Origin of the sequence: Azorhizobium oxalatiphilum, from assembly GCF_014635325.1 — a bacterium.
Lineage (GTDB): Bacteria > Pseudomonadota > Alphaproteobacteria > Rhizobiales > Xanthobacteraceae > Azorhizobium > Azorhizobium oxalatiphilum.
Map to the genome: position 1 here is coordinate 158,933 of NZ_BMCT01000006.1, position 14,046 is coordinate 172,978.

A 14,046-nucleotide genomic window follows, 5' to 3' on the forward strand; every position below is an offset into this window, starting at 1 on the left:
CAGAACAGGGCCCCGGCAAAAGGGCGAACAAGGGGACAGGCTCAGGGACAGTGTCAGAGCGGCAGGCCGGCGTCTTCCGCGAAGGCCCGCAGCGCCGCGCGGATCTCGGCCGCGCCCGACGTATCCTCCAGCAGCGGCAGCAGCAAGGCCCGCGCCGCGCCCACGTCGAGATCGAGGATCACCGACTTCACCGGCCCCACCGAGGCCGGCGACAGCGACAGCGCGCGGAACCCCACCGCCGCCAGCGCGATGGCCTCCAGCGGCCGCGAGGCCAGCTCGCCGCACAGCGTCACCGGCTTGCCGTGGCGCAGGCCGGCTTCCGCCACCATGCGGAAGGCGCGCAGCGCCGCCGGCGAGAGCGGATCGAAGCGATCGGCCACGCGCACGTTGGAGCGGTCGGCGGCGAACAGGAACTGCACCAGATCGTTGGAGCCCACCGAGAGGAAGTCCGCCCGCGTCAGCATCTCGTCGAGCTGGAACAACAGGGATGGCACCTCCACCATGGCGCCCACATGGACCTTCTCGGGCAAGGCATGGCCGTGCTTGCGCAGATGGGTCAGCTCGCGCTCGAGGATGGTGCGGGCGGCATCGAACTCGTGCACATCCGCCACCATGGGGAACATGACGCGCAGTTCGCGGCCCGCCGCCGCCCGCAGCAGGGCGCGGATCTGGCTGCGCAGCAGGCCGGGCCGGTCGAGGCCGAGGCGGATGGCGCGCCAGCCAAGGGCCGGGTTCTCCTCCTCCACGGTGCGCATGTAGGGCAGCACCTTGTCGCCGCCGATATCCAGCGTGCGGAAGGTGACGGGCCGGTCGCCGGCCGCGTCCAGCACGGCGCGATAGAGCGCCAGCTGTTCGGAGATGCGCGGGAAGGTGGAAGCCACCATGAACTGGAGTTCGGTGCGGAACAGGCCGATGCCCGCCGCCGCCGTCTCGCCGATATGCGGCAGGTCCACCAGCAGGCCGGCGTTCAGCATCAGGTCGATGGCGACGCCGTCGCGGGTGACGCTCGGCCGGTCGCGCAGCTCCGCAAAGCGGGCCTGCCGCTTCGCGCGGAAGCGCACCTTCTCCGCATAGGCTTCTTCCACGTCGCCGGGCGGGCGCAGATGCACCTGCCCCGCCAGCCCGTCCACGATCACCGGATCGCCGGGATCGGCCAGGCTGGTGGCGTTCTCCACCTGCCCCACGGCGGCGATGCCGAGCGCGCGGGCCACGATGGTGACGTGGCTGGTGGTGCCGCCCTCTTCCAGCACGAGGCCGCGGATGCGGTCGCGGTCATAGTCCAGCAGCGCCGCCGGGCTCATGTTGCGGGCGACCAGAATGGCGTTTTCCGGCAGGTCCGCGCGCTCGGAGGCGCGCTGGCGGCCGGTCAGTTCCCGCAGCAGGCGGTTGGCGAGGTCGTCCAGATCATGCAGGCGCTCGCGCAGATAGGGGTCGGAGGCACGCATGATGCGGGCGCGGGTGTCGGACTGCACCCGCTCCACCGCACCCTCGGCGGTGAGGCCGGAGTGCACCGCCTCGCGCATCCGGTGCATCCAGCCCCGGTCATGGGCGAACATGCGGTAGGCTTCGAGGATCTCGCGATGCTCGCCGGCCTTGGACAGGCCGTCCTCCTCCAGCAGCAGGTCGATGGACGCGCGCAGCTTGCCGATGGCGCCGTCGAGGCGGTCGGTTTCCTTCTGCACGTCGTCGGCAATCACATTGGTGATCACCACGCGCGGCTCGTGCAGCACCACATGGCCGAGGCCGAGGCCGTCGGCCAGCGGCGTACCCGTCAGATGCAGTGGCCGGCGCACGGCCGGCTCCGCGCCGGGCTTGGCGAGCGCGGTCAGTTCGCCGGAGGCGATCATCTCCGCCATCACCATGGCGGTGGTCTGGAGCGCCTCGATCTCCTCGTCCGTATAGGTGCGGCGGGCGCGGTTCTGCACCACCAGCACGCCCAGCGTGTTACCGCCGCGCAGGATCGGCACGCCGAGGAACGAGTTGTAGATCTCCTCGCCCGTTTCCGGACGGTAGGAATATTCGGGATGGTTCTGGGCGTCGGAGAGGGCGAGGCTCTCGGCCTCGCGCGCCACATGGCCGACGAGGCCCTCGTCGGTGCGCATCACGGTCAGATGCACCGCGTCGCGGTTCAGACCTTCCGTTGCGTAAAGCTCAAGGGTCGCGTCCACGCGCAGAACGTAGACCGAGCAGACTTCCGCCACCATGTTGGCAGCGATCAGCACCACGATCTTGTCCAGGCGATCCTGCGCGCTGATCGGCTCCGCCATGACTTCGCGGAGACGCCTCAAGAGCACGCGGGGGCCGCCGAGCGCGCCACGCATCGACCCATCCTCGAAAACAGGTGGCCGGGAACCACAACCCGGAAACGGATCTGCGGATGGCGCCCCCCGGCGACTCAACTTCACCATACCACCACACGGCGAGCCGGGTGGTGCAGCGGCGCGCTCTCACGAGAGCCGCTGCGGCCGGACGACGTGCCGCCTCAGCGACCGTCGTTCAACCGGACATATGCGCGCAGCCCGCCTCTCGCGCTGGGCGCGTGAGGCGGAAGCCGCGTCAGCTGTCCAGCCCGTATAGCGAATGCAGAGTCCGAACGGCAAGCTCGGTATAGGCGGCATCGATCAGGATGGAGATCTTGATCTCCGACGTGGTGATGGCCCGGATGTTGATGCCCTTGGCCGCCAGCGCCTTGAAGGCATCAGCCGCGACACCCGCATGCGAGCGCATGCCGATGCCGATCACCGACACCTTGGTGACGTCGGTGGCGCCTTCCACGGTCTCGAAACCGATCTCGGCCTTGGCCTTGGTCAGCACGTCCTTGGCCCGCTCGTAATCGGCGGTGGGGACGGTGAAGGTGATGTCCGTGTAGCGGCCGTCCGACGACACGTTCTGGACGATCATGTCCACATTGATGTGGGCATCGGCCAGCGGCACGAACACCGAGGCGGCGATGCCCGGCTTGTCTTCCACGCGGCGGATCGAGACCTGGGCCTCGTCCTTGGCGAAGGCGATGCCGGTGACGACCTGAGCTTCCATCTGGTTTGCCACGATTTCCTCCTCGTCGCAGATGAGGGTGCCAGCCGCCTCGACGGTGCCCATGTGCGGGGCGTCGGGGTCTTCAAAGCTGGAGCGCACGAAGGTGCGCACCTGATGCACCATGGCGAGTTCCACGGAGCGGACCTGCAGCACCTTGGCGCCGAGCGAGGCCATCTCCAGCATTTCTTCAAACGCGATGCGGTCGAGGCGCTTGGCCTTCGGCACCACGCGCGGATCGGTGGTGTAGACCCCATCCACGTCCGTATAGATGTCGCAGCGCTCCGCGCCGATGGCGGCGGCAATGGCCACCGCGCTGGTGTCCGAGCCGCCACGGCCCAGCGTGGTGATGCGGCCGGAGGGCAGATGGATGCCCTGGAAGCCGGCGATCACGCCCACTTCGCCGGCATCGAGGCGGGCCATCAGCGCGGTGCCGTCCACCTCCTGGATGCGGGCCGAGCCGTGCGCATCGTCGGTGGAGATCGGGATCTGCCAGCCCTGCCAGGAGCGGGCGTCCACGCCCAGCGACTGGAGCGTGATGGCCAGCAGGCCGGACGTGACCTGCTCGCCGGACGCGACCACGGCGTCGTATTCGCGGGCGTCATGGAGCGCGGAGGCTTCCTTGGCCCAGCCCACCAGCTCGTTGGTCTTGCCGGACATGGCGGAGACGACCACCGCCACCTGATAGCCGGCGTCCACCTCGCGCTTCACATGGCGCGCCACGTTGCGGATGCGTTCGATATTGGCGACGGACGTGCCGCCGAACTTCATGACCAGCCGAGCCATTGCTCGCGCCTCTCTTAAAATCAGTGTCAGGGAAAACGAACGATCGGGCTGCGCGGGCGGGCCTCGCCCGCAGCATCATTTTCGGGCGTTGCGTTTGCTCATAATGGCCGGACGCAGCGTCGCGGCGCGTTTGGGCAGACCCACAACGCGCTCAAGAACCGACGTGCGAAACGCGACCTGCTGAGACATTCCCGACCCCTCCCCACGGCGTCCTATGCGGCCGCAGGCGATGAACTGCGGCGCTAAATAGCGGGCGCGCGCCCTTCCGGCAATGGGGCGCGCCTTTATTGGAATTTATGCGGTCAAGCGGCCCGCATCTCTTCGAGGAAGGCGCGCACGCTGGCCGCGTCCACGTCCTTGGCCACGAAGGCTTCGCCGATGCCCCGCGTCAGGATGAAGGTGAGCTGGCCGCGCGAGACCTTCTTGTCCTGCGCGATCAGGGTCATCAGGCCGTCGGTGTCGGGCAGTTCGCCGGGCACGTCACTGATGCGGGTGGGCAGGCCCACCGCTTCCAGATGCCGCTGCGCCCGCACCACATCCTGCCCAGAGCACAGGCCGAGCCGGGCGGAATAGGCAAAGGCGAGGCACATGCCGATGGACACGCCCTCGCCGTGCAGCAGGCGCTGGGAATAGCCGGCGCCGGCCTCCAGAGCATGACCGAAGGTGTGGCCGAGATTGAGCAGGGCGCGATCGCCGGTCTCGGTCTCGTCGCGGGCGACGATGGCCGCCTTGGCGGTGCAGGAGGCGGCCACCGCCGCCACCCGCTCGGCCGAGCCCGTGACGATCTCGCGCCACGCGCCTTCCAGCCAGTCGAACAGTTTCGCGTCGCCCAGCAGGCCGTATTTGGCCACTTCCGCATAGCCCGCGCGCAACTCCCGCGCCGGCAAAGTATCCAGCGCCCCGGTATCCGCCACCACGAGCACCGGCTGGTGGAAGGCGCCGATGAGGTTCTTGCCCTGCGGCGAATTGATGCCGGTCTTGCCGCCGACCGACGAATCCACCTGCGCCAGCAAAGAGGTCGGAGCCTGCACGAAATCCAGCCCGCGCCGAACCACCGAGGCGGCAAAGCCGGCCAGATCACCCACCACGCCGCCACCCAGCGCCAGCACGAGGTCGCGCCGCTCGATGCGGGCGGCGATCAGCCCCTCCGTCACCTGCTGAAGGCCGGCATAGCTTTTCGCACTCTCCCCCGGCTCGATCACGATGGCGGATGAGGTGATGCCCGCTGCCGCCAGCGAGGCTTCCACCGTGCCGAGATGGTGCTGCGCCACATTGCGGTCAGTGACGATGGCCACCCGCGCGCCCGGCCGCAGCGCCGCGATGCGCGCGCCGATGCCAGCCAGCAGGCCGGGGCCGATGGCGATGTCATAGGCCCGGTTGCCCAGTTCCACCCGCACGAGGCGCGGATCAGCGGCGGGAGACGGGGAAGCGGCAGTCATGGGCGAATGTCCTGAAGATGAGAGGCAGCCAGTGCCTCAGGGCGCGGAGGAGGGGGCGGGCGACGCCTGCCCCTCGGCCTTGCGCTGGAAATGGGTGCCGAGGGCGGCGAGCACATCGTCCACCACCGCCTCATGGGTGGCGTCGCGCGATTCCACCGTCAGATCGGCCAGCGCATAGGTGTCGCCGCGCGCGGCCAGCAGCCGGGCCAGCTTCTCGGCCGGATCGCCCTCCGCCAGCAGCGGCCGGTCGGTGCGCTTGCGCACCCGGCGCAGCAGCACGCCCAGATCCGCGCTCAGCCACACCGACACGCCCAGGCGGGCCACCGCCGCGCGGGTGTCCGCATTCATGAAGGCCCCACCGCCGGTGGCGAGCACGATCGGCCCCCCCTGCAGCAGGCGGATCATCACTCGCTTCTCGCCGTCGCGGAACTCCACCTCGCCGCGCGAGGCGAAGATCTCCGGGATGGACATGCCGGCGGCGCGCTCGATTTCCTCGTCCGCATCCATGAAGGGCAAGCCGAGGCGCTTGGCGAGGCGGCGGCCCACAGACGACTTGCCGGCGCCCGGCATGCCCACGAGCACGATGCAGCGCGTGCCGAGACGTTCCAGCAACAGCGATTCGGGCGCGGAGGTGCCGCCCCCTTCCGCCTTGCCCCGGCCCGATTGAGCACCCACTGCCGTCTCCTCCATCCCGGCCGGCCCTGCCGCCGGGAGACACGCCCCATGCCGTACCCCGCTCGGGACCGGCCACCCGCGTCATTTTCCGTTGGCCCGCCCCTAGCACCATGGGACCGAACCGGCAATGGCCGGTTGAAAGCACAAGCGCAGCGTGCGACCAGTCAGGAAAGCATGTCCAGCGCGATTCGGAAGATCCAACGTGCCGAGCCTTCTGCGCTTTCTCCTCGTGGTCGCCATTCTCGCCGGCCTCGCCTATGCGGGCGTCTTCGCCCTCGCCACCATGGTCCAGCCGGTGCAGCGGGAAACCAGCTTCACCGTGCCCAACGACCGCTTCGCCAAATGAGCGCGCGCGGCAGGTGCCCGTGAGCGCCTCCGGCCCCATCGCCTTGTTTCTCGACATGCAGGCGGTGGAGCGCGGCGCCAGCGCCCACACGCTCGACGCCTATGGTCGCGACCTCGCCGATTTCGACGACTTTCTCGGCGTGCGGGTCAAACCCGTGGACGCGGCCGACACCGACGACATCCGCGCCTATCTGGCCGAACTCACCGACCGGGGCCTCAAGGCCACCACGGTGGCGCGGCGCCTGTCCGCCATCCGCCAGCTCTACCGTTTCCTCTATGCGGAGGGCATGCGCGGCGATGATCCCGCCGCCGTGCTGGAAGGCCCCAAGCGCGGCCGGCCCTTGCCCAAGGTGCTGAGCGTCGATCAGGTGACGCGCCTCATCGACACCGCCCATGCCCGCGTGGCCGAGGTGCCGGCGGAAGCATCCCCCGGCGAGCGGCTGCGGCGGCTGCGCTGCGTGTGCCTCGTCGAGTTGCTCTATGCCACCGGCCTGCGCGTGACCGAGCTTGTGGAGCTGCCGGCCGCCGCCGCCCGCGCCCGCGACGTGCTGATGGTGACGGGCAAGGGCAGCAAGGAGCGCCTCGTGCCGCTGGGCAGCGCCGCCAAGGCGGCCATGGCGGCCTATCTGGCGGCACGCAAGGAGGCGGGGCTGGGCGCCTCCCGCTGGTTGTTCCCGACCTCCGCGGAAAGCGGCCATCTGACCCGCCAGCATGCGGCGCGGGAACTGAAGGATCTGGCGGTGGCGGCGGGCGTGCCGCCCGCCTCTTTGTCGCCGCACGTGCTGCGCCATGCCTTCGCCAGCCACCTTCTGGCCCATGGCGCGGATCTGCGCATCGTGCAGACCCTGCTCGGCCATGCGGATGTCTCCACGACGCAGATCTACACCCACATCCTGGACGAGCGCCTGAAGAGCATGGTCCGCGACCTGCACCCGCTGTCGGGGGAGTGAGGGCGGGGGATCGGCATCCCCGCCGCAGCGGCGTCACCGTCACCTTGATCAGCAGCATGTCCACCCGGAGCGGTCCTTCCAGCGACGGCGCGACGGGCGGCAGTATCCGGCTATGCCCCGGCTCCGGCCGTGGTCACGCGGTGCGATCTGCCGGGCAGGTTGTGGCGCCATCCCCATTATCCTGAGGCGGCCCCTTTCATCGGCGGCGCGCGACGCCTATATTCCAGGTGCCGGCGCAAGCCGGATATGGCGATAAACGGTTGTCGGAATAAACCTTTCGGACCCGGGGGCAGTACCCGGCGCCTCCACCAAAGCCCACAACGTCCGCGCGAAAACGCTGGCGGGTTGGGCTCCGGCGGGGGCGAAACAGGATCGACGAGGGCGTAAAGGGCTTTCTTTCGCTCGGCATGGTTCCGCCGATATCGGGCCGTCCTATAGTTGCGAATGACAACTATGCTCCGGTTGCCGTTGCCGCGTGAGCGGTAAAGGTACCGAAATAAAGTCCTAGCCGGGTAGCTCTGGTTAGGCGGGGTTCGGAGGCACCTGGCAACAGAAGCCTCCACTTACCTTTCGGGGCGGCCGGCCCGACGGGCAAGTTCAATGCGGACGAAAGTCCCATGTGGTGCGACCCTTTTCCGCGCGACCAGAAAGTCGCGTAGCATAAGGTAAGCTGTGTTTCGGCCGGAGCCATCAGCAGGACCCATGCCGCCGGTCGACCATATCCGTTACGATCTTCTCGCCCAGGAAGCGCTGCGTGGCGTCGTGCGCCGCGTGCTCATGGATGTGGCCCGCGACGGCCTGCCCGGCGACCATCATTTCTATCTGTCCTTCGATACCCGCGCGCCCGGCGTGCGTCTCTCGCAGCGCATGCGCGAGCAGTATCCCGAGGACATGACCATCGTGCTCCAGCACCAGTTCTGGGACATGACCGTGACCGAGCACGCGCTCGAGGTCGGCCTGTCCTTCGGCGGCGTGCCCGAGAAGCTGCTCATTCCCTTCTCCGCCATGAAGGGTTTCTTCGACCCTTCGGTGAAGTTCGGCCTCCAGTTCGATCTCGGCACCCCCGAGGACGAGCCGGAGCTGGATGGCGAGCAGGATGACGCCGTCGCCACCCTCGCGCCCGTGGCCTCGCTGCCCACCGCCGCCCGGCCGCCCCGTGGCGCCGGCTCCGAGCCCTCCGTCGCCACCACCGAGACGGCCGAGACGCCCGCGGACGGCGACAAGGAAGGCACCGGCGAGACCCCGCCGGCCGGCGGCGCCGAAGTGGTGCGGCTGGACGTCTTCCGCAAGAAGTGAGCCCGCACGCGGCTCCAGTCTGAAATTCCCATCATGATCCTTCTCCCATGACAGCCGAACCTGATGTCGTCGTCGTGGGGGCGGGGGCCGCCGGCCTTGCCGCCGCGCAGGCCCTGCGCGCGGGTGGCGCCGAGGTGCGGGTGCTGGAAGCCGCCGGCCGCATCGGCGGGCGGGCCTTCACCGACACCACCAGCCTCGGCCTGCCGTGGGACCATGGCTGCCACTGGCTGCACCACGCCGCCGACAATCCCTTCGTGCCCATCGCCGATCGCCTCGGCTTCGCCTATCGCCGCACCGAGGCGCGGGCCGACCGGCCGATCTATCGCGGCGCCCGCCGTCTCGACGCCCTTGAGGCCACCGCCGCGCGGGCCGAGGTGGATGCCGCCTTCGATGCCGTGCGCGCGGCGGGCGAAAACGGCGAGGACATTCCGGCCGCCGCCGTGCTGGCGGCGCGGGCGGGTGATCCGCGCTGGGCCGCTCTGGTGCGCAACTGGTTCGCGCTCATGTCGGCGCAGGATCCCGAGCGCATCTCCTGCGTGGATTATGCCGCTTATGCGGATTCCGACGACAACTGGCCGGTGACGGACGGCTATGGCGCGCTCATCGCCGCCAGCGGCGCCGACGTGCCGGTGACGCTGGCCTGTCCGGTCAGACGCCTCGACTGGTCCGGCCCCAAAGTGAAGGTGGAGACGGATCAGGGCACATTGCGCGCCCGCGCTGTCATCGTCACGGTTTCCACAGAGGTGATCGCGAAAGGCCGGCTCGGCTTCCTGCCCCATTTGCCGGCGGAGCTGATGGACGCCTTCGCCGCTCTGCCTCTGGGGGTCGCGGAAAAGATCGCGCTCAGCTTCGATCGCGACGTGTTCGGCATCTCCACGCCGCTGGGTGTGACCGCGCTCGACGCCGGCATGCCGGAACGCAGCCCGTTCAACTTCCAGCTCCTGCCCGGCCCGCGCCCGGCCGCCATCGGCCATGTGGCGGGGCAGGCGGGGCTGGATCTGCTCCGGGCCGGGCCGCAGGCCATGGCGGATGCCGCGCTCGACGCGCTCTGCGCCATCTTCGGCGCGGATCTGCGCCAGCGCGTGCGCGGCCATTTCAACACCGCGTGGGTGGACGAGCCCTATATCGGCGGCGCCTATTCCTGCGCCCTGCCGGGACAGGCGAAAGCCCGCGACCTGTTGTACGAGCCGCTGGCGGAGCGCATCTTCTTTGCCGGCGAAGCAATCCATCGCACCGCCTTCACCACCGCCCATGGCGCCCATCTGTCCGGGCAGGCGGCGGCTGCGAGAGTGGTGGCGCTCCATCCGCCGGCACCAGTCTAGGAGCCGGATCGGACCAGATGCCAATCTGGTCCGTGAATCCGCCTCCCAACCCGTCAGGGGCCGGATCGGGCCAGATGCCGATCTGGTCCGTGAATCCGCCTCCCAATCCTTCAGGAGCCGCCATGCGTCCTCTGTCCCAGATCGTCGCCGTGGCGGAAAATGGTGTCATCGGCCGCGACCAGACGCTGCCCTGGCACCTGCCGTCCGACCTCAAGCGCTTCAGGGCGCTGACCATCGGCAAGCCGGTGCTGATGGGACGGCACACCTATGTCTCCATCGGCAAGCCCCTACCGGGTCGCATCTCCGTGGTGGTGAGCACCGATCCCGCCTTCGCCCCGCCACCCGAGGTGCGGGTCGCCCCGACGCTGGATGAAGCGTTGAGGCTGGCAGATGCGGCGGCGGAAGAAATGGGGGCCGACGAGATCATGGTCATCGGAGGCCGGCGCATTTTTGCGGAAACCGAGCCGCTGGCCGCGCTGGTGCACCTCACGCAGGTGCATGCGTCTCCCGAGGGCGACGTGCGCCTGCCGGCCTTCGACCCAAAAATCTGGCGCGAGCGGGACCGGGAAGGCCCCTTGCAGGGCGAGAAGGATGATTTCCCCTTCAGCTATGTGACGCTGGAGCGGATCTGAGGCTCACACCTCCAGCTCGAACGCGCCTTCCAGATGCTCGAAACTGCCGTCCAGCCCGAGCAGGATGGCGTCGAAGCGCATGTCGAGACCGTTCAGCTCCGGCCGCCCGGCGAGATAGGCTTCCGCGCCGGCGGCGATGCGGCGGCGCTGGCGCAGCTGCAGGCTCTCGGCGGCGGTGACGAGATCGCGCCGGAGCTTCACCTCGCAGAACACCAGCAGCCCGGCGCGCCGGGCCACCAGATCCAGCTCGCCCGCCTTGGTGCGCAAACGCCGGTCGAGCACCACGAAACCAAGCCCTTCCAGCAGCTGCGCCGCCCGGTCCTCCGCCACCACGCCCCGCACCTGCGCGGCCTGCCTGCGGCGGCGGGCGGGGGTGTCGGCAGGAGGCGCTTTCGGCGGCGGTTTGGCCATGGCCGCTGCCTTCACTCGCCCTTGGTGAGGGCGAGCGCGCGGGCATAGACCTCGCGCTTGGGCCGGCCGGTGGCGGCGGTCACGGCGGCCACCGCATCCTTCAGCGAATGGTCGGCGAGCACGCGGGCGAGCGCCGCATCCACGTCGTCATCCTTCACCGCTTCCTCCAGCGGCGGGCCGATCACCAGCACGATCTCGCCCTTGGGCGCGCCGGCCTGTTCATAATGCGCGGCCAGTTCGGAGAGCGGCCCGCGCCGCACCTCCTCGAACGCCTTGGTCAGCTCCCGACACACGGCGGCCGGGCGGTTGCCCAGCCCCTCAGCGAGATCGGCGAGGCTCTCGGCGAGGCGCGGGCCGGTCTCATAGAGCACCAGCGTGGTGGGCAGGGGGGCCAGTTCCGCGATGCGGTTGCGCCGCTGGCCGCCCTTCTGCGGCAGGAAGCCGTCGAACAGGAAGCGGTCGGTGGGCAGGCCCGCCGTCACCAGCGCCGCCAGCAAGGCGGAGGCACCGGGCAGCGGGTGGATGCGGAAGCCGAGCTGCGCCGCCTCCACCACCAGCTTGTAGCCGGGATCGGACACCAGCGGCGTGCCGGCGTCGGAGACCAGCGCAACCGCCTCGCCTGCCGCGAGGCGCGCCATCAGCTTCGGGCGCATGGAGGCGCCGTTATGGTCGTGATAGGGCACGAGATGGGTGGTGATGCCGTAGCGGTCGAGGAGCCGGCGCGTCATGCGCGTGTCCTCGCAGGCGATCAGCGACGCCCCGGCCAGCGTCTCCAGCGCCCGCACGGTGATGTCGCCCAGATTGCCGATGGGTGTCGCCACCACATGGAGACCGCTCTCCAGCCGCCGCGCGGCGGCGGTGCGGCCGAGCAAGGTGAAGGTGTTGCCGCTCTCGCCCTCGGCGGCCAGCTCCGGCAGATCGGTGATGTCACCGGCGGGCAGATCGTCCCGATCCTCATGCTGGGGGGAGGGCGTGTCTGCGGGCGCGTCGTGCGACGACGCGGCGGGGTCTCTGGTCATGGCGCCAGCATAAAGCGCGCCGGGGCCGGCGAACAGCGGGGGTCCGGGAAGAGGGCTCGTCGGGTCTGCCGGCTCAGCGCGCTCAATCCCTGGCCTGATCTGCCCGGAAGGCCACCTCCGGCACATCCTCCTCGCGCCCCAGCCCCGTGGCCACCAGCGCGCCGCGCACCAACCGGCCATCGGGTGTGATCAGCAAAGCGCTGTCGTCGGCGGTGTCCACCCCGAGATCGAGCGCCAGCGCGCAGCCCAGCAGCGTGGCGAACGCCTTCAGCGGTGGCAGCACATCCATGGCGGCGGGCAGATGCAGGTCGATCTTCATGGCGAAGGCGGCGCGATCGAGCACGTAGCAGACGCCCACCGGCTGCCGCGCCATGGCGTCGATCCAGACGCCACCATCCGCCTCACCGTCGAACAGGCCGGGCGCGGGGCAGGCGAAGGCCCGGCAGAAGGCGGCATCCAGCATCGCGCGCGCGGGGGCGCCGTCCACATAGAGGTCGGGTACCCCGCGTTCGCTCGTCAGCCGCAGGGGCGTTTCCGATGCACACATGCGGGGACCATGCCCCGGATGCATCAGGCCACTCAAGCGTGGCCCGGCAAGATTGGGCCGGCACGACTGGCCCGGCATGACAGGCGGGGAGGATGCCGGTAACGTGAGGCCCGTCCTCGCCGGCAGATGGCCGCACGCCTTGCGCCGCCGGCCCGCGCGATGACAGAAAGCATGTGGGCGGCGCGCCTTCCGGCTGGCGCGACGGCCTCTGGTCCGGCAGGGCTATACCGTGTGACGAGAACGGAGCCGCCGAAGCTCCGAGGAGAACAGAGTGACCGATCGCGTTCTGCCCCCCGGCCTCCCGACCCCGCTGTCCCCTGCGCCGAACAGCCGTCCCGGCCTCAGCCGGCGGGCGCTGCTGTCGCGGGGCCTGACGCTCGCCGGCTCGGTCTCCGCCGCCTCCCTGCTCGCCGCCTGCGCGGGTGGCGATGCGCCGCTCTCCGCCAATGGCCCGCAGGGCGCGCCCACCACTGCCGTCACCAGCCAGCCCATGGCCGCCGCCTCCGGCCCGGTGGTGGCGCTGATCCTGCCGCTGGGCGCGCAGGGCAATGCCGCCCTTGCCGGGCAGGCACTGAAGAATGCCGCTGAACTCGCCATGGCCGAGATGGGCCAGGCGCCGTTCCAGCTCGTGATCAAGGATGACGGGGGCACCTCGCAGGGCGCCCGCCAGGCCGCCGAGCAGGCCATCAACGAAGGCGCCCGCATCATCCTCGGCCCGCTGTTCGCCACCTCCGTGGGTGCGGCGGCGCAGGCGGCCCGGCCGCGCGGCGTGCCCGTCGTCGCCTTTTCCACCGACACCAACGTCGCCGGCAACGGCGTCTTCCTGCTGAGCTTCCTGCCGCAGTCGGATGTGGACCGCATCATTCGCTACACGGCGGGGGAGGGCAAAAAGTCCTTCGCCGGCCTGCTGCCGGAAAATGCCTATGGCACGGTGGTGCAGGGCGCCTTCCAGCAGACGGTGAGCGCCGTCGGCGGCCGGGTGATGGCGCTGGAGCGCTACACCCCCGCGCGTCTCGCCGACGCCGTGCGCCGGATCGCCGACGTGCAGAGCCAGACCGACGCCATCCTGATCCCCGACAGCGCCGAGAGCGTGATCAGCGTGGTGCCGCAGCTGGTCAGCGCGGGCATCGATCTCAAGCGCGTGCGCCTGCTGGGCACCGGCCTGTGGGACGAGCCGCGCCTGTTCAGCGTGCCGCAGATGGAAGGCGCGCAGTTCGCCGCCCCCGAGGCCACCGGCTGGCGCTCCTTCTCCGAGCGCTACCGCGCCCGCTATGGCAACGAGCCGGTGCGCACGGCGACGCTGGCCTATGACGCGGTGTCGCTGGTGGGCGCCATCGTGCGCACGCAGGGCGCGGACGGGCTGAACACCACTACGCTCACCAATCCCTCGGGCTTCGCGGGCGTCGATGGCCCGTTCCGCCTGCGCCTCGACGGCACCAACGAGCGCTCTCTGGCGGTGATGGAAATCCGGGGCGGCCAGATCACCATGGTCAGCCCGCCGCCGCGCACGTTTGCCAGCGCGCAGCTTTGATCAACCTTGTCCGCGTCTGACCAACGGTATGTCCTTGCGGCACCGCTTGGTTTGAGCGGA

The 14,046-nt window shown here is 69.9% G+C and carries 13 protein-coding genes and 1 other RNA gene; 7 read left to right on the plus strand and 7 right to left on the minus strand.

The window, feature by feature from the left end; genetic code table 11:
* Positions 1-53 precede the first annotated feature (53 nt).
* The 4 genes from ptsP to IEW24_RS28805 all read right to left on the minus strand — a co-directional run bounded on the left by ptsP (position 54) and on the right by IEW24_RS28805 (position 5,948).
* Positions 54-2,321: a phosphoenolpyruvate--protein phosphotransferase gene (gene ptsP / locus IEW24_RS19445; protein ID WP_188581735.1), complete on the minus strand. Its 2,268-nt coding sequence runs from the start codon at positions 2,319-2,321 to the stop codon at positions 54-56.
* A gap of 235 nt (positions 2,322-2,556) precedes the next feature.
* Entirely contained in the window at positions 2,557-3,819 is a 1,263-nt protein-coding gene (locus IEW24_RS19450) for an aspartate kinase (RefSeq protein ID WP_188581736.1), read from the minus strand.
* Between the two features lie 302 nt (positions 3,820-4,121).
* On the minus strand, positions 4,122-5,258 hold the full coding sequence (aroB, locus tag IEW24_RS28800) for a 3-dehydroquinate synthase (protein ID WP_244644549.1): 1,137 nt from the start codon (positions 5,256-5,258) through the stop codon (positions 4,122-4,124).
* A 36-nt stretch (positions 5,259-5,294) separates the two neighbouring features.
* Positions 5,295-5,948, minus strand: coding sequence for a shikimate kinase (locus tag IEW24_RS28805; RefSeq protein ID WP_373870094.1), 654 nt, complete (start codon positions 5,946-5,948; stop codon positions 5,295-5,297).
* A gap of 187 nt (positions 5,949-6,135) precedes the next feature.
* On the opposite strand from IEW24_RS28805, the gene IEW24_RS28810 reads away from it, so the two are divergent.
* The 6 genes from IEW24_RS28810 (at position 6,136) to IEW24_RS19485 (ending at position 10,478) form a co-directional block, all read left to right on the plus strand.
* Complete coding sequence (locus IEW24_RS28810) at positions 6,136-6,279, plus strand: histidine kinase (protein ID WP_188581738.1); 144 nt, start codon at positions 6,136-6,138, stop codon at positions 6,277-6,279.
* 19 nt (positions 6,280-6,298) lie between these two features.
* On the plus strand, positions 6,299-7,228 hold the full coding sequence (locus IEW24_RS19465) for a site-specific tyrosine recombinase XerD (protein WP_188582134.1): 930 nt from the start codon (positions 6,299-6,301) through the stop codon (positions 7,226-7,228).
* 190 nt (positions 7,229-7,418) lie between these two features.
* Positions 7,419-7,792: a transfer-messenger RNA gene (gene ssrA, locus IEW24_RS19470) on the plus strand.
* Between the two features lie 138 nt (positions 7,793-7,930).
* Entirely contained in the window at positions 7,931-8,524 is a 594-nt protein-coding gene (locus IEW24_RS19475) for an SspB family protein (protein WP_188581741.1), read from the plus strand.
* 47 nt (positions 8,525-8,571) lie between these two features.
* Entirely contained in the window at positions 8,572-9,846 is a 1,275-nt protein-coding gene (locus IEW24_RS19480) for a flavin monoamine oxidase family protein (RefSeq protein WP_188581750.1), read from the plus strand.
* Between the two features lie 122 nt (positions 9,847-9,968).
* Positions 9,969-10,478, plus strand: coding sequence for a dihydrofolate reductase (locus IEW24_RS19485; RefSeq protein ID WP_188581752.1), 510 nt, complete (start codon positions 9,969-9,971; stop codon positions 10,476-10,478).
* 3 nt (positions 10,479-10,481) lie between these two features.
* Here IEW24_RS19485 and IEW24_RS19490 read toward each other — a convergent pair whose 3' ends face one another.
* The 3 genes from IEW24_RS19490 to IEW24_RS19500 all read right to left on the minus strand — a co-directional run bounded on the left by IEW24_RS19490 (position 10,482) and on the right by IEW24_RS19500 (position 12,455).
* Positions 10,482-10,889 carry a YraN family protein gene (locus IEW24_RS19490; RefSeq protein WP_188581754.1) on the minus strand — a complete coding sequence of 136 codons (408 nt, stop codon included), beginning with the start codon at positions 10,887-10,889 and terminating at the stop codon, positions 10,482-10,484.
* Between the two features lie 11 nt (positions 10,890-10,900).
* Positions 10,901-11,908, minus strand: coding sequence for a 16S rRNA (cytidine(1402)-2'-O)-methyltransferase (gene rsmI, locus IEW24_RS19495; protein ID WP_188581757.1), 1,008 nt, complete (start codon positions 11,906-11,908; stop codon positions 10,901-10,903).
* An 82-nt stretch (positions 11,909-11,990) separates the two neighbouring features.
* On the minus strand, positions 11,991-12,455 hold the full coding sequence (locus IEW24_RS19500; RefSeq protein WP_188581759.1) for a hypothetical protein: 465 nt from the start codon (positions 12,453-12,455) through the stop codon (positions 11,991-11,993).
* 271 nt (positions 12,456-12,726) lie between these two features.
* Here IEW24_RS19500 and IEW24_RS19505 point away from each other — a divergent pair, with 271 nt between their 5' ends.
* A complete protein-coding gene (locus IEW24_RS19505) occupies positions 12,727-13,986 on the plus strand; it encodes a penicillin-binding protein activator (protein ID WP_244644551.1) in 1,260 nt (419 codons plus the stop codon).
* Positions 13,987-14,046 lie beyond the last annotated feature (60 nt).